At 65.1% G+C, this 18,361-nt stretch carries 18 protein-coding genes; 7 read left to right on the top strand and 11 right to left on the bottom strand.

Annotation, left to right across the window (positions count from 1 at the left end):
- Nucleotides 1-10: 10 nt before the first annotated feature.
- The 9 genes from MLD63_RS09465 to MLD63_RS09425 all read right to left on the bottom strand — a co-directional run bounded on the left by MLD63_RS09465 (nt 11) and on the right by MLD63_RS09425 (nt 9,766).
- Nucleotides 11-1,018, bottom strand: coding sequence for a DUF2927 domain-containing protein (locus tag MLD63_RS09465; protein WP_255329666.1), 1,008 nt, complete (start codon nt 1,016-1,018; stop codon nt 11-13).
- A complete protein-coding gene (locus MLD63_RS09460; protein ID WP_255329665.1) occupies nt 1,018-2,199 on the bottom strand; it encodes a toxic anion resistance protein in 1,182 nt (393 codons plus the stop codon). The genes MLD63_RS09465 and MLD63_RS09460 overlap by 1 nt, the downstream gene beginning before the upstream one ends.
- Before the next feature lie 182 nt (nt 2,200-2,381).
- Nucleotides 2,382-4,568 carry a 3-hydroxyacyl-CoA dehydrogenase NAD-binding domain-containing protein gene (locus tag MLD63_RS09455; protein WP_255329664.1) on the bottom strand — a complete coding sequence of 729 codons (2,187 nt, stop codon included), beginning with the start codon at nt 4,566-4,568 and terminating at the stop codon, nt 2,382-2,384.
- The gene (locus tag MLD63_RS09450) at nt 4,565-5,035 is read right to left on the bottom strand and encodes a cupin domain-containing protein (RefSeq protein WP_255329663.1); all 471 of its coding nucleotides are present in this window, start codon (nt 5,033-5,035) and stop codon (nt 4,565-4,567) included. Before MLD63_RS09450 ends, MLD63_RS09455 begins: the two co-directional genes overlap by 4 nt.
- A complete protein-coding gene (locus MLD63_RS09445) occupies nt 5,035-6,246 on the bottom strand; it encodes an acetyl-CoA C-acetyltransferase (RefSeq protein WP_255329662.1) in 1,212 nt (403 codons plus the stop codon). The genes MLD63_RS09450 and MLD63_RS09445 overlap by 1 nt, the downstream gene beginning before the upstream one ends.
- Entirely contained in the window at nt 6,243-6,884 is a 642-nt protein-coding gene (locus MLD63_RS09440) for a glutathione S-transferase family protein (RefSeq protein ID WP_255329661.1), read from the bottom strand. Before MLD63_RS09440 ends, MLD63_RS09445 begins: the two co-directional genes overlap by 4 nt.
- A gap of 254 nt (nt 6,885-7,138) precedes the next feature.
- A complete protein-coding gene (locus MLD63_RS09435; RefSeq protein WP_255329660.1) occupies nt 7,139-8,911 on the bottom strand; it encodes an acyl-CoA dehydrogenase C-terminal domain-containing protein in 1,773 nt (590 codons plus the stop codon).
- Between the two features lie 4 nt (nt 8,912-8,915).
- Nucleotides 8,916-9,311 (bottom strand): MerR family transcriptional regulator, encoded by a 396-nt coding sequence (locus MLD63_RS09430; RefSeq protein WP_255329659.1) that lies wholly within the window; start codon nt 9,309-9,311, stop codon nt 8,916-8,918.
- Between the two features lie 83 nt (nt 9,312-9,394).
- Nucleotides 9,395-9,766, bottom strand: coding sequence for a MerR family transcriptional regulator (locus tag MLD63_RS09425; RefSeq protein ID WP_255329658.1), 372 nt, complete (start codon nt 9,764-9,766; stop codon nt 9,395-9,397).
- A gap of 148 nt (nt 9,767-9,914) precedes the next feature.
- On the opposite strand from MLD63_RS09425, the gene MLD63_RS09420 reads away from it, so the two are divergent.
- The 3 genes from MLD63_RS09420 to MLD63_RS09410 are packed head-to-tail and all read left to right on the top strand — an operon-like array spanning nt 9,915 to nt 12,221.
- Nucleotides 9,915-10,352, top strand: coding sequence for a PaaI family thioesterase (locus tag MLD63_RS09420; RefSeq protein ID WP_255329657.1), 438 nt, complete (start codon nt 9,915-9,917; stop codon nt 10,350-10,352).
- Between the two features lie 9 nt (nt 10,353-10,361).
- Nucleotides 10,362-10,865, top strand: coding sequence for a PaaI family thioesterase (locus MLD63_RS09415; RefSeq protein ID WP_255329656.1), 504 nt, complete (start codon nt 10,362-10,364; stop codon nt 10,863-10,865).
- 6 nt (nt 10,866-10,871) lie between these two features.
- The gene (locus MLD63_RS09410) at nt 10,872-12,221 is read left to right on the top strand and encodes an MATE family efflux transporter (RefSeq protein WP_255329655.1); all 1,350 of its coding nucleotides are present in this window, start codon (nt 10,872-10,874) and stop codon (nt 12,219-12,221) included.
- On the opposite strand, the gene MLD63_RS09405 is transcribed toward MLD63_RS09410, so the two are convergent.
- The gene (locus MLD63_RS09405; RefSeq protein ID WP_255329654.1) at nt 12,218-12,952 is read right to left on the bottom strand and encodes a sulfite exporter TauE/SafE family protein; all 735 of its coding nucleotides are present in this window, start codon (nt 12,950-12,952) and stop codon (nt 12,218-12,220) included. The genes MLD63_RS09410 and MLD63_RS09405 overlap by 4 nt on opposite strands.
- A 380-nt stretch (nt 12,953-13,332) precedes the next feature.
- Between MLD63_RS09405 and MLD63_RS09400 the strand changes: the two genes are divergently transcribed.
- Genes MLD63_RS09400 through MLD63_RS09390 form a run of 3 tightly spaced genes read left to right on the top strand, consistent with a single transcriptional unit; the run spans nt 13,333 to nt 16,147 of the window.
- Nucleotides 13,333-14,328: a TRAP transporter substrate-binding protein gene (locus tag MLD63_RS09400; protein WP_369696999.1), complete on the top strand. Its 996-nt coding sequence runs from the start codon at nt 13,333-13,335 to the stop codon at nt 14,326-14,328.
- A complete protein-coding gene (locus MLD63_RS09395) occupies nt 14,328-14,846 on the top strand; it encodes a TRAP transporter small permease (protein ID WP_255329653.1) in 519 nt (172 codons plus the stop codon). The genes MLD63_RS09400 and MLD63_RS09395 overlap by 1 nt, the downstream gene beginning before the upstream one ends.
- Nucleotides 14,843-16,147: a TRAP transporter large permease gene (locus MLD63_RS09390; protein WP_255329652.1), complete on the top strand. Its 1,305-nt coding sequence runs from the start codon at nt 14,843-14,845 to the stop codon at nt 16,145-16,147. The genes MLD63_RS09395 and MLD63_RS09390 overlap by 4 nt, the downstream gene beginning before the upstream one ends.
- Before the next feature lie 8 nt (nt 16,148-16,155).
- Here MLD63_RS09390 and MLD63_RS09385 read toward each other — a convergent pair whose 3' ends face one another.
- On the bottom strand, nt 16,156-17,073 hold the full coding sequence (locus tag MLD63_RS09385) for a LysR family transcriptional regulator (RefSeq protein WP_255329651.1): 918 nt from the start codon (nt 17,071-17,073) through the stop codon (nt 16,156-16,158).
- A 97-nt stretch (nt 17,074-17,170) separates the two neighbouring features.
- On the opposite strand from MLD63_RS09385, the gene MLD63_RS09380 reads away from it, so the two are divergent.
- Nucleotides 17,171-18,349 carry a cytochrome P450 gene (locus MLD63_RS09380; protein ID WP_255329650.1) on the top strand — a complete coding sequence of 393 codons (1,179 nt, stop codon included), beginning with the start codon at nt 17,171-17,173 and terminating at the stop codon, nt 18,347-18,349.
- The last annotated feature ends 12 nt before the right edge of the window (nt 18,350-18,361 follow it).

The raw sequence follows: 18,361 nt of genomic DNA, 5'->3' as shown, positions 1-18,361 counted from the left end.
GTTGATGTCGTCAGTTGGCCGCCGGGACCAGTTCGGCCGCGATCTGGCGGACGATGGGGGCCGCCTCGGCCTCGGCCATGCCGGGACGCAGGCGCGGATCGTAGAGCATCTGCAAAAGCAGTTCGTCGTGGCGCGTCAGCAGCGCGAATTCCTCATCATCGTTGAAGATCGAGGGGCGGGATTCGTAGCTGTCATTGGCGAGACCCATGCCCTGGGCCAGCTCCTCTTGGATGCACGAGGCGCGCAGGCGGGGTGGAAGTTCGTCCCGGATCAGGGCGACGGCATTGGAATAGACAGCATCGCCACCGCGCGAATAGGCGAAGACGGTGCAGTAATTGCCGGGCGCGAGGCCCTGCAGGCGGGTGATGTCGCCGGGGGGAATGCCGGGCAAAAGCTCGGCCAGGCGCGGGCCGATGGTGCGGCGCTCATCCTCGGTCAGGATCAGGACCAGGAAATTTCCGCCGCTGGCGGTCAGGCCCACCGGGTGCCCACTGGCCGATTGCAGCCGCGCGGCATAGTCAGCCAGCGCGGCGCGGTCGCGGGCGCGAGTGGCCGTCCCGGATGCCTCGCCGAACACCGGCTGGATGCGAACGGGGGCCGACCAGCGGCGAAGGGGCGCGGGGCCGCCGGTCCCGTCGCTGCCATATTCGTCGCGAAGGGCCACGGCGAGAAAATCTCGCGCGAGGCTGTCAGCAGTGAAGGGCACGTCGTCCGGGGCGATTTCGGTCCGCAGCTTGCCGCGGCGGATCAGGTCGGATTCAGCCCCGCGTAGGAAGACAGCGATGTTGTCGCTGGCGGCGGTCGAAGCGCCGTCGGCTGCACGATTGGCAGCCCGTGCCGCCTCGGCGCGTGCCTGGCGCAGTTCGGCCTGCGTCGGGCGCGAGTCGGGTTCGACCGCAGAGACCACGGGGCTTTCAGCCGAGACATCCGACGATGCCTCTGGTTCCGGCGCACAGGCCGCGAGGGCACATGCAAGCGACGCCGTTCCGGCGATCCTGAGCCAGCCTGCGCAAATCATCAGGACGACGCGATCGGCTTTTGCGTTGCGGTGCCACGGGCGCGCGCGCTGGCGAGCGTGTCGCGCAGATCGCCCTCCATCCGCTGCAATTCCTGTTCGGCGGCGTTGCGGCGCGCCTTGCCTTCGTCGGCGATGCGCAGCGAATCTTCGATCGTCGCGATCAACTCGGCATTGGCAGTGCGAACCGTTTCGATGTCGAAGACGCCACGCTCCATCTCGGACCGGATGGCGCTGTTGGCGGTACGCAGGTTCTCCGCGTTGCGGGTCAGCAGTTCGTTCGTCAGGTCTGTCGCGCCCTTGACCGCGGCTGCGGCTTCGGCGCTGCGCCGGATCGTGACCGCCTGTGCCAGCTGGGTTTCCCACAGCGGCACCGTGTTCACGAGGGTCGAATTAATCTTGGTTACTAGGCTCTTGTCGTTTTCCTGCACCAGCCGGATCGACGGCAGCGACTGCATCGTCACCTGACGAGTCAGCTTCAGATCGTGGACGCGGCGTTCCAGATCGTCGCGCATCGTGCGCAGGTCACGCAGTTCCTGCGCTTCCATGACCTGGCCTTCGGAAGCAGTGGCCTTCAGCTCGGCCTCTTTCGCGGGGATCGTGGTCGAGTCGAGCTCGCGCAGCTTTTCCTCACCGGCCGCGATATACAGCGCGAGTTCGTCATAGAAGTTCAGCGTGCGTTCGTAGAGCACGTCGAGCGATTTGATATCGACCAGCAGACGCTGTTCGTGGCGTTCCAGATCGCCGGTGATGTTGTCGATCTGGGTCTGGACCTGTTCGTAGTTCGCAACGAATTTCGCGAAGGGCGCGCTGCGACCCAGAAGTTTTTCCCACCATGACCGATCGCGCCGCATGTCGAGTTCGCTGACCGAAAATCCGCGAATCGTCGTGACGATGTCGCGCAGGCTTTCGCCCGCGGGTCCCACATCCTTGTTCTTCACGTCGGCCAGCATCTTCTGGCTGATTTCCTGCAGTCCGGCCTGCGCGCGGCTGCCGAAATTCACGACCGAGCCGGTGTCGTTCGTGTCGATTTCATTCATGCGCTTGCGGATCTCATCGGCGACCGGGGGTGCCGCCTGATCCAGGGGGGTCACATCAGCCTGCGGTTCGGGCAGGACGATCGCCGTCGCTTCCTCGATATCCTTCAGCGCAGCCTCGGCGCGGCGTTGCGTTTCGGTGGTCATGCGCGGTCCTTCCGATTGCGGTCTTGGCAGGTCTCGCCGGATCGGTGTCACCTTAGGCGAAAGCATCGGCGGATCAACGACCTCGCGCGCGGAAAGTTCAGGCATCGGCATAGTTTGGATGAAGAAAAGGCCCGGCATGGATAGCCGGGCCTTCGCGTCTGCTGGCGCAAGCTGTGTGCAGGTCAGGCGGCCGCGCGGTCGCGCCCGAACCGGTCGTAGAACGTCTGGTCTGCGGACGCCATTTCGCGCAGCAGATCGGGCGCCTTGAAGCGCTCGCCGTGTTCGGCGGTTAGGCGGTCACAGATCTCGACCGCGCACCCCGCGCCCATCATGTCGAGCCACGAGAACGGCCCGCCAGACCACGGCGCGAAGCCCCAGCCCAGGATCGCACCGACATCGCCTTCGCGGATATCCTCCAGCACGCCATCTTCCAGCGCACGGACGGCTTCCAGCGACTGGGCGAACATCAGACGGTGCTGGACGTCGGTCAGGTCGGGCTGATCCTCGGACCGCGGGAACTTCGCGTCGAGGCCGGACCACAGGCCCTGCCGCTTTCCCTTGTCATCGTAGTCGTAGAAGCCCGCATTGGCCTTCTTGCCCAGGCGGCTTTCGTCGGCCATCCAGAACAGCACGTCGTCCACTGCCCCGTCGGGATAGGCGTCGCCCATCGCCGCGCGCGTGGCCTTGGCGATCTTCACGCCCAGATCGATCGAGGTTTCATCTACCAGTTGCAGCGGTCCCAGCGGCATGCCCATCATCTTGGCCGCGTTCTCGATCAGCGTCGGGTTCACACCCTCGGCCACCATGCGGATGCCTTCGTTGATGTAGGGGATGATGCAGCGGTTGGCGTAGAAGAAGCGTGCGTCGTTGACCACGATCGGGGTCTTGCGGATCTGGCGGACGAAATCCAGCGCCTTGGCGACGGCGCGGGGGCCGGTCTTGGCGCCCTTGATGATCTCGACCAACAGCATCTTGTCCACCGGACTGAAGAAGTGGATGCCGATGAACTGATCGGGCCGCGACGAAGCCTTGGCCAGATCGCCGATGGGCAGGGTCGAGGTGTTGGTGGCGAAGATGGCGTCCTGCGGGATCACGGCCTCGGCCTTTTGCGTGACCTCAGCCTTGACCTTCGGGTCCTCGAACACCGCTTCGACGATCAGATCGCAGCCGTCCAGCGCGGCGTAGTCGGTGGTGGCGGTGATGCGGGAAAGGACCTCTGCCTTCTTCTCCTCGGTCGATTTCTTGCGGGAGATGGCCTTGTCGAGAAGCCCTTCGGAATAGGCCTTTCCCTTGTCGGCGCTGGCTTGGGCCGCGTCGATCAGCACGACCTCGATCCCGGCCATGGCAGAGACATAGGCGATGCCCGCGCCCATCATGCCGGCGCCGAGGATGCCGACCTTGCGCACCTTCTGGTCCGGCGCCTCGGGCCGGTTCGCGCCTTTCTCAAGCGCTTCCTTGTTGATGAAGAGGCTGCGGATCATCGCGGTGCTGGAGGGATTCATCAGCACGTTGGTGAACCATCGCGCCTCGATCTTCAGCGCCTGGTCGAACGGCACCTGCGCGCCCTCATAGACCGCGGACAAGAGCGCCTTGGCCGCCGGGTAGACGCCCTGCGTCTTGCCGTGAACCATCGCCGAGGCGCCGACGAAGGTCATGAAGCCCGCCGGATGATAAGGCTCCCCCCCAGGCATCTTGTAGCCCTTGGCATCCCAGGGCTTGACCAGATCCGCGTCGGTGGCGTTCAGCACCCAGTCCTTCGCGGCGGCGATCGGATCTTCGACCACCTCGTCGATCAGGCCGGCTGCCTTGGCCTTCCTGGGATCGCTGAGCTTGCCTTCCAGCAGGAAGGGCGCCGCCGCCATCGCGCCCAGCTTGCGCGACAGCCGGGTGGTGCCTCCGGCGCCGGGGAAGATGCCGACCATGATTTCCGGCAGGCCGATCTTGGCCTTGGGATTGTCGGCCGCGAAGATGCGGTGCGTGGCCAGCGGCAATTCCAGCCCAATGCCAAGCGCGGTGCCGGGCAGGGCCGCCGCGATAGGCTTGCCGCCCTTCAGGGTCTTGGGGTCCATGCCCGCGCGCTCGACCTTGCGCAGCACGCCGTGGAGCTGCATCACCAGATCGAACACGGCCTGCGCGCCGCCGCGCTGCTTCATCGAGCCGATGACGTTCAGGTCCATCCCGGCGGCGAAATCGGGCTTGCCGCTGGTGATGACGATGCCCTTGACGGCGTCGTCAGACAGCGCCTGATCGATCAGCGTATCGAGTTCGCGGATCCCGTCTTCGGACAGCACGTTCATCGAACGCGCTGGCACGTCCCAGGTGATGATGGCGACGCCGTCGTCGCCTGTCTGCATGGTGAAATCGGTCATTCAATCTCTCCCTGTTTCGGGTAGGGCGTACCGTCGAGATGCGTGTGGCCCTGGGGCGTCGCCAGAAGGTCGATGCCCGGATAATGGCAGATGTTGTGGGGCTGGCGGCTGCCCATGATCAGGTAGACCGCCGGTTCGTCCGTGTGGTTGCGCAGCGTGTGGGCTGTCGGTTCGCCCGCCTTCCAGCAGCAGCAATCGCCGGGATGGATCACCGTTTCGCTATCGTCCTCGACCACCGTCAGCGCGCCTTCCAGCATGTAGAGGAATTCATCCTCGTGCTCTTCCCAGTGCTGCTGGCTCGACTGCTTGCCGGGATGCAGAGTCTCCAGCGCGACGCCGAACTGGGTCAGTCCGCCCGCCTCGCTCAGGTGACGATAGCTGAGAAAGCCGCGCCCGAGGTTCCACGGCGCGGGATAGCCCGACACCGCTTCGGTCACCGGCACGCTGTCCTTGCGGAAGATCGCCATCAGACGCGCTCGATGATCGTGGCGGCCCCCATGCCGGAGGCGATGCAGAGCGTGGCGAGGCCGACGTTCTTGTCCTGCCGTTCCAGCTCGTCCAGCAGCGTGCCGATGATGATCGCACCGGTCGCGCCCAGCGGGTGGCCCATCGCGATGGCGCCGCCGTTCACGTTGACCTTGTCGGGGCTGACCTGGAATGCCTGCATGAAGCGCAGCACGACCGAGGCGAAGGCCTCGTTCACCTCGAACAGGTCGATGTCGGAAATCGACATGCCGCTGTCCGACAGGATCTTCTCGGTCACCGGGACCGGGCCGGTCAGCATGATCGTCGGATCGGTGCCGATTTTGGCGGTCGCGCGGATGCGGGCGCGGGGCTTCAGGCCGTGCGCCTTGCCGAATTCCTCGTTGCCGATCAGGACCGCTGCGGCCCCGTCCACGATGCCCGAGGAATTGCCGGCGTGGTGGATGTGCTCGATGTGATCGAGATGGGGGTATTTCAGCATCGCCACCTTGTCGAAGCCGGGCATCACCTCGCCCATGTCCTTGAAGGCGGGCTTCAGCTTGGCAAGGTCTTCGGCGGTGGTGCCGGGGCGCATGTATTCGTCGCGGTCGAGGATGGTCAGGCCGTTCTGGTCCAGCACCGGGACGATGGACTTGTCGAAACGACCCTCCTCCCAGGCCCGCGCCGCACGCTTCTGGCTTTCCAGCGCCAAGGCGTCGGCGTCTTCACGGGTGAAGCCGTATTCGGTCGCGATGATGTCGGCGGAAATCCCCTGCGGGACAAAATAGGTCTTCATCGCAAGGCCGGGATCGACCGCGATGGCGGCGCCGTCGCTGCCCATCGCGACGCGGCCCATCATCTCGACCCCGCCGGCCAAATAGCCGTCGCCCGCACCGCCCTTGACCTGGTTGGCGGCAAGGTTCACCGCCTCCATCCCGCTGGCGCAGAAGCGGTTGATCGAGAGGCCCGGGATCGACTGGTCGAGATCCGAGGCGAGGACCGCCGAACGGGCGAGGCAGCCGCCCTGTTCCTTGACCTGGGTGACGTTGCCCCAGATCAGGTCCTCGACCGCGTGGCCTTCCAGCCCGTTGCGGTCCTTCATCGCGTTCAGCAGGCGCGCGGACAGCGCGAGCGAGGTGACCTCGTGCAGCGAGCCATCGGCGCGACCCTTGCCGCGCGGCGTGCGGGCGGCGTCATAGATATAGGCGTCGGTCATGTGTCCTCCTTGACGGCCCGGTCCGAAGGGTTGCCGGGCATCAGTTCGTAGGGATGTTTCCAGCCGGGCAGGGCGGCAATGCCGTCGAGCCAGCGGTCGATATGGGCCCAGTCAGTGCGGCGAAACCCGAAGGGTTCGGGATAGAACAGGTAGCCGCAGCAGGCGAAATCGGCGAGCGTCGGGCCGCCCGGCGCGATCCAGTCACGGTCGGCCAGATGGTCGTTCAGGACGGTGTAGGCACCTTTCAGACGGCCCTGCAGCCAGCCGATCGCGCCTTGGGGGCGCTTTGCCTCGGGCAGGAAGTTCATCATGAACCGCGTTGGACCGGCCTGAGCGGAAAGCTTGTGATTGTCGAACATCAGCCAGCGCAAAGTCTCGTTGCGATCGGTGCCGAGAAACTTTCCGGTCTTTTCGGCGACGTGAAGCTGGATCACGGCCGATTGCGTCAGGGTCAGGTCGCCTTCGCGGAAGACAGGCACCTCGCCCATTTCGTTGATCGCGCGGAATTCGGGGCTGCGCGCCTCGCCGTTGAAGAAGTCGACGTAGGTCGGCGTCCAGTCGTAGCCAGCCAGTTCCAGGGTCAGCGCCGCCTTGTAGGCATTGCCGGATTCGCCGAAGCAGTAGAGTTGGGCGGTCATGTCTGGTCTCTCCTTGTTGGGAAGACCGGGGGCTTCGCGCCCCCGGACCCCCGCGGGATATTTTCATGAAGAAGAAATGGAGGCGTCAACCTGAACGCAACCTTTCCGCTTCAGGGTCGTGATCGCGGTACAGGCGGGGACGCCGATGACCGCTGAAGGAGAAGGCTCCCGGTTCGCGCCTTGATGCCGATGGCCGTGCGCGTTCCGGGGCTGCTTCTTCTTCACGGAAATATCCCCGCCGGAGGCATTTTTCCTCAGAACGCCTCCGCCTCGAGTTCCATCACCGGCTCGGACCCGCTCTCGATCCGCGCCAGGTGGGTCGCCGTCATCGGCAGCTGTCGCTTCATGTAATAGCGCCCGGTGGCGAGCTTGGTCTTCAGGAACACCGCATCGCCTTCGCCGGAATCCAGCATCTTCTGCGCCGTGACCGCCATGCGCGCCCACATCAGACCCAGGGCCGTGTGGCCGAAAAGGTGCATGAAGTCGTAGCTGCCGGACAGTGCGGCGTTGGGATTCTTCATCCCGTTCTGCATGAAGAACATCGCGGCCGCCTGCAGGTCCTTGGAGGCTGCCTTGAGGGGGGCGATGAAATCGGCGGCCAGCGGGCCCTCGGCGTGGTCCTTGCAGAAGCTCTTGACCATCTCGAAGAAGGCCATGACGTGCTTGCCGCCGTCCGCGGCGAGCTTGCGGCCCACCAGGTCCAGCGCCTGCACGCCATTCGCGCCTTCGTAGATCATGGTGATGCGGGCATCACGGACGAACTGCGACATGCCGTGTTCTTCGATATAGCCGTGGCCGCCGTAAATCTGCTGGGCCAGAACCGCCGTCTCGAACCCCTTGTCGGTCAGGAAGCCCTTGATGACCGGGGTCAGGAGCGAAATCAGCCCCTCGGCATCCGCATCGCCTTCATCGGCCTGATCGATCAGGTGCGCGCCCCAGAAGGCCAGCATCCGGGCGCCTTCCAGGAAGCTCTTCTGGTCCATCAGCGAACGGCGGATGTCGGGATGGACGATCAGCGGATCGGCTGCAGCGTTCGGGTATTGCGTCCCGGTGACCGCGCGGCCCTGCAGCCGGTCCTTGGCGTAGGCGACGGCGTTCTGATAGGCGGGCACGGCGCCCGCGTAACCCTGCAGACCGACCCCGAGGCGCGCTTCGTTCATCATCGTGAACATCGCGCGCATGCCCTTGTGCAGATCGCCCAGCAGCCAGCCCTTCGCACCGTCGTAGTTCATCACGCAGGTCGAGTTGCCGTGGATGCCCATCTTGTGTTCCAGCGCGCCGACGGACACGGCGTTGCGGTCGCCGAGGCTGCCATCCTCGTTCACCAGGAATTTCGGGACGATGAACAGGCTGATCCCCTTGGTGCCCTCGCCACCGCCGGGCGCCTTGGCCAGCACCAGGTGGATGACGTTCTCGGCCATGTCGTGATCGCCGGCCGAGATGAAGATCTTCTGGCCGGTGATCAGGTAGCTGCCGTCGTCCTGAGGTTCCGCCTTGGTGCGCAACAGCCCCAGATCGGTGCCGCAATGCGGTTCGGTCAGGTTCATCGTGCCGGTCCAGTCGCAGCTGACCATCTTGGGCAGATAGGTCTGCTTCTGGTCCTCGGTTCCATGGGTGTGGATTGCGGAATAGGCACCGTGGGTCAGGCCCTGATACATGTTGAAGGCCATGTTGGCGGACACGAACATCTCGCCCGTCGCGACGCCCATGACATAGGGCATTCCTTGGCCGCCATAGTCGGGGTCACAGTCGAGCGCGGTCCAGCCGCCTTCCTTCATCTGTTCGAACGCTGCGGCGAAACCCTCGGGCGTGCGGACGACGCCGTTTTCCAGACGGCAGCCCTGCTGGTCGCCGATCACGTTCAGGGGCGCCAGCACCTCGGAGGCAAGCTTGCCCGCGGCATCCAGAACGGCCTCGGTGAAGTCACGGTCCAGCTCGTCGTGGCCGGGCAGCCCGGAGGCGGAGATGTTGAGGACGTCGTGCAGCAGGAACTGCATGTCGCTGACGGGCGCGGTGTAGTGGGGCATGACGCTATCCTGTCGTTTTGTCGGATGTGAGGGCGGAGAGCCGGGCCTCGGCCTCGTCGATCTGCTGACGCAGATCGACGATGGCGCCTTCAAGCTCGGCGTGCTGGCGGACCATGTCGTTCAGCCGTTCGCGCGCGGTGTCGAGCGTCGCGGAAAGCTGCGTGCGGTTGGTGCCGCCGGGTTCATAAAGTTCCAGCAACTGCCGGATCTGTTCGAGGCTGAAGCCAAAGCGCTTGCCGCGCAGGATCAGGGTCAGGCGGGCGCGGTCGCGCCGGTCGTAAAGACGGTGCTGGCCGCGGCGTTCCGGGAAGATGAGCTCTTTCGATTCGTAGAAGCGAAGCGCGCGCGGGGTCACGTCGAATGCCGCACACATCTGGCGGATGGTCATGATCTCGGACATGCCTGCACCTCCCCGTGCCGCCGATCCCTGTCTTGGTCCCGATATGGGGAAAGTTTACGCGAACGTAAAGATGGGACCCTGCGTCACTCGAGACGGGCGGCGGTCTCGTCGCGCAGTTTCTGCAGGTCGGCGCGCGCCTGCTGCAGCTCCTCGATCTGCTGCTCCAGCGTCCGCATCTGCTGGTCGGCCAGCGTCAGGAATTGCTGGAACTGTTCGCGCGTGCCTTCCTTGCCGTAGATTTCCAGCCATTGCCGGATGTCTTCCAGCGAAAAGCCGAAATGTCGGCCGCGCAGGATCAGCTTCATCCGCGCGATTTCTCGCGGACCGTAAAAGCGCGAGCGCCCGGACTTCTTAGGGCTCAGCAGTTCGATATATTCGTAGTAGCGCAGGGTGCGGGGTGTCACGTCGAACCGCGCGCACATGTCCTTGAAGCTGATGTAATTGTCCTCGGACATCGTGCAGCCCTTTGGTTCCCCACGAAAGTCTAGACCGGCGGCGTCGCGATCTCAACCGAAACGCGATCTGCGCCGTCGACCGTCGAAGGGGTTGAGATCGCCGCAGGGCCGGGGCAAGACCAAGGCGACGGCGCCAAGGGACAGGGCGATGGCGGAACAGGCACCAAGCGAGGAAGACCGGCTGCGGATCGCGCGCCAGTTCATCGAGGCGATCCCCTATGCCGCGGCGCTGGGGATGCGGATCGAGGCGCTGGGCCCGGGAGAGGCCACGATGTCGATGCCCTGGGCCGAGCATCTGGTCGGCGATCCGCAAAGCCAGGTGATCCACGGCGGCGTCGTCTCGGCGTTGATGGATACATGCTGCGGCGCGGCCGCGATGCTGCATCCAAGCCAGCCGCGTTCCACCGCGACGATCGATTTGCGCATCGACTACATGCGACCGGCGACACCGCGTCAGCGCATTACGGCGCATGCCTATTGCTATCACGTCACCCGCTCGGTCGCGTTCCTGCGGGCCGAGGCGCTGGACGAGGATGGCGAGCATCCCGTCGCCTCGGCGACCGGCGCCTTCACGCTGGATCGGTAGGGGTTTTCGATGGCCAACAGAAACGAACCCCTGCACCAGATCAAGTCGCGCAGAGATGCCGCCCTGAAGGCGCTGGTCGATGGCGTGCCGTTTCTCGCCTGGGTCGGCATCCGTTTCGACAGGCGGGGGGATGAGCTGACGGCCGTTCTGCCCTTCCAGCAAAAGCTGATCGGCAACCCGCTGCTGCCTGCGATCCATGGCGGCGTAACGGCCGCGTTTCTGGAAACTGCGGCGATCATCGAACTGGCCTGGGCCAGCCAGTGGGAGGATGTCGAGCAGGGGCGGCTGACGCCCGATGCGGACGATCCGTCCAGCCTGCCGCGCCTGCCGAAGACGATCGACTTCACCATCGACTATCTGCGCTCGGGCCTGCCCCGTGATGCCTATGCCCGTGCCCGCGTCGTCCGCAGCGGGCGGCGTTTCGCCAGCGTCTATGTCGAGGCGTGGCAGGATAACCGCGCGCGGCTTTTCGCGCAGGCAACGGGGCATTTCATGATGCCGCAGGACGAGTGACGCGTCATGAGTGACGCACCGCTGGGACCTGACCCGCTGCCCGATCCGCAGCGCCTGACCCATCGTCGTGTGGTGGCCATCGCCGGTCCCATCGTGCTGTCGAACGCGACCGTGCCGCTGCTGGGGCTGGTGGATACCGGCGTCGTCGGCCAGTTGGGTCAGGCGGCACCGATCGGCGCCGTCGGGATCGGCGCGGTCATCCTGTCCAGCATCTACTGGATCTTCGGTTTCCTGCGCATGGGCACGACGGGGATGGTGGCGCAGAGCCACGGGTCGGGTGATGGGGCAGAGGTCGGTGCGCATCTGCTGCGCGCGCTGACGATCGGCGGCGTGGCTGGACTGGCCTTTATCCTGCTGCAGGCGCCGCTGATCTGGGCCGCCTTCCAGCTTGCGCCGGCGACCACCGAAGTCGAGACGCTTGCGCGCGATTATCTGAGCATCCGCATCTGGGGTGCGCCCGCGACGATCGGCCTTTACGCGATCACCGGCTGGCTGATCGCGCTGGAACGCACGCGCTCTGTCCTCGTGCTGCAGGTCTTGCAGAACGGGCTGAACGTGGTCCTAGACGTGTGGTTCGTGCTGGGGCTGGGCTGGGGCGTCGGCGGCGTGGCGCTGGCCACGTTGATGGCCGAATGGTCCGGCATTTTGCTGGGCCTGTGGTTCGCGCGCCATGCGCTGGTCGCGGCTTTGCGAGCGGCGCAGGGTCCCACGCGGCTTTTCGCGCGCGACAAGCTGGCGCGGTTGGCCCAGGTGAACGGCAACATCATGATCCGGTCCGTCCTGCTGCAGGCCAGTTTCACCACCTTCATGTTCATGGCGGCAGGGCACGGCGATGTCACCTTGGCGGCCAATCAGGTCCTGCTGCAGTTTCTGGGCATCACCGCCTACGCGCTGGACGGTTTCGCCTTTGCCGCCGAGAGTCTGGTCGGTCAAGCCGTCGGGGCGAGGCGACCGCAGGCGGTCAGGCGCGCCGCGATCCTGACCTCGCAATGGGGCGTCGCAGGGGCCGTGGCACTGGGCCTTGTGTTCTGGTTCGGCGGACCGGCCATCATCGACCTGCTGACGACCGCGCCCGCAGTCCGTGAGGCGGCGCGCGACTACCTGTTCTGGATGCTGCTTGCACCGCTGATCGGGATCGCCAGCTGGATGTTCGACGGCATCTTCATCGGCGCCACCATGACGCGAGAAATGCGGACCGCGATGTTGCAGGCGGTCGCGGTCTATGCCGTCGCTCTGGTGGTGTTGCCGCCCCTGTTCGGCAATCAGGGCCTTTGGGCCGCGCTGATGATCCTGAACGCGGCACGCGGGCTGACCATGGCCCGGCTGTACCCCCGGGTCGAGGCCGCAGCGCGCTAGAGCGCGCCGCCGATCAGCCGCACCGCGATCACGGCCAGCAGCACCATGATCAACCGGTCGAACAGCTTCGGGCCGACCCGTGTCACCAGCCAGGCGCCGATGGGCATGCCCGCGAACAGCGGCACGAGTGCAGCGAGGCTGATCAGAAGTCGCTGCCCGTCCAGCACGCCAAGCGCGCCCAGAAGCGGCACCTGAACCGTGGACATCGCCGCGAACAGGACCGAGATCGTGGCGATGAACCGCTCGCGCCCTAGGTTCATCGCGTGCAGGAAGGTGATCGAGACGGGGGCCGAAATCCCCGCAGCACCCTGCAGCACCCCTGCCGTCAGACCGACCGGCAGCACGGTTCGACGCGCCAGGCCGAGGCTCAACTGCCAGTCGGGCTTGGCCAGTCGGAAGACGATGTAGAGAAGCGCAAGCAGTCCCACGACGATCGAGAGTGCTTCCGTCGGCGCCGAGGCAAGGATGACCGTCCCGACCGCTGCGCCGATGGCCGAGCCCAGGGCGAGGCGGATCAGGAACGGACGGTCGCGCAGCGAGGCGCGGAATTGCCAGCCCTGCCAGATGTTCGACAGAAGACCCGGCAGAACGAAGACCGCGACCGCATAGGGCACGTCGAAATAGATCGACATCAACGGGATCACCACGACTGGCGTGCCCGCGCCGATCGCGCCCTTCAGAATGCCGCCCAGCAGAAAGGCTGCCATCGTCACGGCGAGCATCTCGACCATCTTCGCTGCCTTCCCTTGGGCCTTCGTCGGGCCAATGGCTAGGTCGCGCGCTGCGGCAGCGCAAGGCCCGCAGCTACAACCCGGATTTGCGCGAGGATGATGGGGATATCGCGCTGGTGCGGCGGAAGCGGCAAGGCGGATTTTGGGAAAGACTTGGCTATGATACTGAGTTCATGTGCTTTATTGCTGCCGCGTCGGATATAAAGGGGTCGTTGGAACGACCTTCACGCGACAACGCTCAATCCTCACGCGGGACGCTATAGCCTCTTTTTATTTATGCCCCACGGAATTGAATGGACCTCAAGTCACGCGTTCGACTAGCGTTTGGCCCAGCAATTCGACGGGCGGGGCAGGCCCCGTCCGGATTTGAAACGGGAGGGATGACCATGATGACCATTCGCACGCTCGCGGCCTCGACCTGCGTCGCAGCCGGACTGCTGGCGCCGCTGGGCGCCGCCGCGAAGGAACTGAAATTCGCGAACTTTTCGTCCCCGCAGCACACGATCACCGCATCCGTCACGGACAAGCTGAACGAAGCGGCGCAGGCCGGCACGAATGGCGAGCTGACCGTACGCAGCTATGATGGTGGCGAGCTGGGCTCGGGTCCGGCCGACCAGTATGTCCGGGTCGTCCAAGGCGTGGCCGACATCGCCTGGGGTTTGCCGGGATACACCTCGTCGCAGTTTCCCAAGACCATGATCGTCGAGATGCCCGACGCGCTGCCGCTGGATCAGCCCGCCTATCCCGCGCTTTGGCGAGCCTATGACGACAACCTCGCCAGCGAGTTTCCGGGCGTGAAGCCGCTGGCCCTGTGGGGGTCCGAGCCGAACATCTTCATCATGAAGGACAAGCAGGTCCGCACCCCCGCCGATCTGGCCGGGCTGAAGATCCGTGTAGCCGGCGCTTCGGCGGGCGAGGCGATCGAGGCCCTGGGCGCCACGCCGGTGCAGATGCCGATGACGCAGGTCTATAACGGGCTGCAGACCGGGCTGATCGACGGCGCGATCTCGGGCGCGTCCACCCTCATCGACTTCAAGCTGGACGAGGTCGCCGACAGCTACACGCTGGGTGCGAACCTCGGCCGGCTGGTCTTTTTCACCGTGATGAGCCAGTCGGTTTATGACGGCCTCTCGGATGAAGAAAAGGCAGCAATCGATTCAGTCGCGGGCGAAGAACTGTCCAAATCCGCAGAGGAAGCCTGGATCGCCACGGCCGATCAGGCGCTGGATGCTGCCCGCGCCGATGATCGCAATACGGTCATCGATCTGAGCGACGAGGAAATCGCCGCCTTCACCGAGGCGCTTGCGCCGGTGACCGATGCCTATGTCGAAGCGGCCGGTGGCGCCGACGCGCTGGCGGCGATGCGGGGCGAGTGATGCTGAAAAGCTTGCGGGCGGTGACGGACAGGCTGATCGGCCTGTCCGCGCTGATCGGCACCCTTGCGCTTCTGTTCGTCGTGGGGGTGGTCCTGTTCGACGTGATCGGCCGGGCTTTCGGCAGCCCGCTTTACGGCTCGCTCGACATGACCACGATGGCCTTCGTCATCACCGTCTTCGGCGGCATGGCGCTGTGCGACAAGCGCGGCGCGCATATCAATGTGGACCTGTTCGAGCGGTTCCTTCCGCAGCGCATGAACCATCTGCTGGACATTCTGATCGACATCCTGGGGGCGGCGATCTTCCTTGCCATCGGCTACGCGGTGATCCGGGCCGCAGGGCTCAGCGCGATGCTGAACCTGCGCACGAACCTTCTGGGGCTGCCGACGGCGTGGTTTCAGTATGCGCTGGCCGCGCTGGCGATCGTCACCGGGATCGCGATGCTGCTGCGAGCCATCGACTTCATCATCTCTGGCCGCTCGGCCGCGCATGGGCAGCACGCGAGGCCGCTGGAATGAGTCCCGTCGCCATCGCACTGACCGGCATCGGCATCCTTCTGGTGCTGCTGGCGCTGCGGGTTCCGGTCGCCTTCGCCATGTTCCTGATCGGCTTTGTCGGCATCTGGGCGCTGAACGGCTTCAACGCCGCTATCGGGTTGTTGTCGTCGGAATCCTTCACGCTCGCCTCGAATTCCGAACTGATCGTCATCCCGCTGTTTATCCTGATGGGCAACGTCGCCAGCGTCACAGGCATGAGCCGCCGATTGTACGAGGCCGCCTATGCGATCATCGGTCAGGTGCGCGGCGGACTGGCCGCGGCGACCGTGATCGGGTGCGGCGGGTTCGCGGCGCTGTCAGGCTCGTCGGTCGCATCCGCGCTGACGATGGGCAAGGTCTCGCTGGCCGAGATGGATCGCTACGATTACGATTCGCGGCTGTCCACGGGCGTGGTGGCGGCCGGCGGCACGCTGGGCATCCTGATCCCGCCTTCGACGGGCTTCGTCATCTACGCGATCCTGTCCGAGCAGAGCATCGGGCGGCTGTTTCTGGCCGGCGTGATCCCCGGCATCCTGCTGCTGCTGATGTTCCTGCTGACGATCTGGGTTCTGTGCCTGATCCGGCCCGCGATGGGCCCGCGCGGGCCATCGACGAGCATGGCGGAAAAGACCCGCGCGGTGATGGGCGCGCTGCCGATTATAGTTCTGGTCCTGCTGACGATCGGGGGCATCTACAGCGGCTTCTTTTCGCCGACCGAGGCGGCAGGCGTCGGCGCAGGCGCGGTGGTGCTGATGGGCTTCGCGTCCCGCACGCTGAACCTGTCGACGCTATGGCAAGCCTCGCGCGACAGCATCGTGACCACCGCCTCGGTGATGCTGATCCTGATCGCCGCGCATGTGTTCAACCCGTTCCTCGCGCTGAGCCACATCCCCGATTTCATCGAAGAGGTGCTGATCGGGAGCGATCTGGGACGGATCGGCACGCTGATCGTGATCCTGGCGATCTACATGGTGCTGGGCACGTTCCTGGAAGGGTTCGCGATGCTGGTGCTGACGCTGCCGATCTTCGTACCGATCGCGACGGCCTTGGGGATCGACCTGATCTGGTTCGGCGTCCTTGTCGTGTTGACGCTGGAGATGGGGCTGATCTCGCCTCCGGTGGGCATCAACGTCTTCATCGTGAAGTCGGTGGCGCCGAACGTGCCGTTGGGTCGGATCTTCCGTGGCGTGATGCCGTTCTGGCTGGCGATGCTGGTCACGCTGGCGCTGCTGGTGGCGTTCCCGCAACTATCGTTGCTGCTGCCAGGCTCGATGATGGGATAGCGCGGGGGCTATTCTCCCGCGAATTGTCGCCGCAGGCCGGTGATCTGCCCGCGCATCCATTGATGCATCGCATCGGCATGGACGCGCGGCGGCCAGACCAGCGTGATATCGAACCCGCCGGGGACGGGGCATTCGACGATGCGCAACCCTTCGCCGATTTCGTGGGCTAGTCGTCGCGGGATCGTCGCGACCAGCGTCGAGCCTGCGACCAGCCGCGCGACGCCTGCCGGGCTGGGCACCTTCAGCGCGGGCGTGATGGCGTGGCCCGACCGCTCGAGCTCGACCAGGTAGGGCGAGGTCCAGTTGCCTTCATAGGTGATGTCGATGAGATCGAGCGTCAGATAGATGTCCAGCCTCAACGGCCCCGCTGCGGCCGGATGGGCGGGGTCCATCAGGCACACGTAATCTTCGGCCCACAGTCGGCTGACGTAGATGCCGCCCTCGGCCACGGGGCGGGGGCCGATCAGCATGTCGGCGCCACCGTGGAGCAGGATTTCAGGACCGCGACCGCGTGAGTTCACCACTTCAAGCGAGATCCCCGGAGCCTGCTCGCGCAGTAGGGCGACCAGATGCGGCACGATCAGCAGGCGTTCGTAGTAGTTGCAGGCAAGGCGAAACCGCGCTTGTGCCTGCGCCGGATCGAATGCCTCGGGCCGTGCCAGCCGGTCGAGCGTGGTCAGCATCGGCCGCACCTCGTCCATGATCTGCTGGCATCGGGCGGTAGCGATCTGCCGCCCCTTTTCGCGAACGAACAGCGGGTCGTGAAAGACCGCGCGCAAGCGGTCGATCGTATAGCTGACCGCCGACTGGTTCACCCCTAGAACCTGCGCTGCCGCGGTGAAGGAGCCGCTGTCTTCAACAAGGCAGAGTGTCCGCAACGCGGCGAAATCCAGGCTGAGCGGATCGACGGTAGATGTCTGGACCATGGCGTCATCAATAGATCTGATGCCAGCCATGAATGGCATCTTGTTGTCGCATGGGCAAGCCGGTGTTATCCATCCTTGCGAGGATGAGGAGGGGATGATGGCACTTGCACCGCTGAACGAGGACGTGACGTTCGACCAGCTGACGCTGGACCCGTATCCGATCTATCACCGCATGCGGCGCGAAACGCCCGTGGTGCGGGTGCCATCGGTGCACCGCACCTTTCTGGTCAAGTTCTCTGACACCAAGATGGTCAAGGACGACCCGGTCCTGTTTTCGTCGAATGATCCGCGGACGCCGATGCAGCCCGCGTTCCGCGCGCACACGTTGATGCGCAAGGATGGGGCCGAGCATCTGGCCGAACGCAAGGCGATGAACCCCGCGCTGACGCCCAAGGTTATCTCGGCCGAATGGGCGCCGCTTTATGAGAAGCTGGCGGCGGAATATCTCGACCGGCTGCCAAAGGATGGGCCCTGCGATCTGTTCGAGGCGCTGTGCGGGCCGCTGGCCGCGCGCATCCTCGCGCACATTCTTGGCATCCCCGAGGCGACGGACGAACAGATGATGCGCTGGTCGCAGAACCTGATCGACGGGTCGGGCAATTTCGCATGGCGCGACGGGCCGTTCGAGATCACCGACAAGGCCAATGACGAGATGGACGCGTTGTTCGACAAGCTGGTTGAGCGGTGCAGGGCCACGCCCGACGCCTCTGCGCTGTCGGTGATGGTCAACGCCGACGATCCGATCCCGATGAGCCAGATCTATTCCAACATCAAGATCGCCATCGGCGGCGGCATCAACGAGCCGCGCGACGCCCTGGCGACGATGATCTTCGGTCTGCTCACTAATCCCGGTCAGCTTGAAGAAGTGCGCGCGCAGGATGCGTGGGGCAAGGCGTTCGAGGAAACCGTCCGCTGGGTCGCGCCGATCCAGGCCAGCTCTCGGCTGGTGACGGAGGACACCCAGATCCGGGGCTACGACATCCCCAAGGGAGACACGGTGATGACGATCCAGGCCTCGTCCAATCGCGACGAGGAAGTGTTCGGCGACAATTCCGAAGAGTTCTTCGTTTTCCGCGACAAGAATCCGCACCAGGCGTTCGGCAACGGACCCCACCATTGCGCCGGCTCGCACACGGCGCGGCGGACGGTCGGCAAGATCATGGGCCCGATGCTGTTCGAGCGGTTTCCGAACATGCGCCTGCCCGATCCCGCCGCGGTGAAGTGGCGCGGCTTCGGTTTCCGCGGACCTATCAACATGCCGGTGATCCTCGGCTAAGGTCGCGGAACC

It is taken from the genome of Paracoccus albicereus (assembly GCF_024359525.1).
Lineage (GTDB): Bacteria > Pseudomonadota > Alphaproteobacteria > Rhodobacterales > Rhodobacteraceae > Paracoccus > Paracoccus albicereus.
The sequence above is the reverse complement of the archived record's forward strand: the minus strand, read 5'-3'. Positions and strand labels throughout refer to the sequence as shown.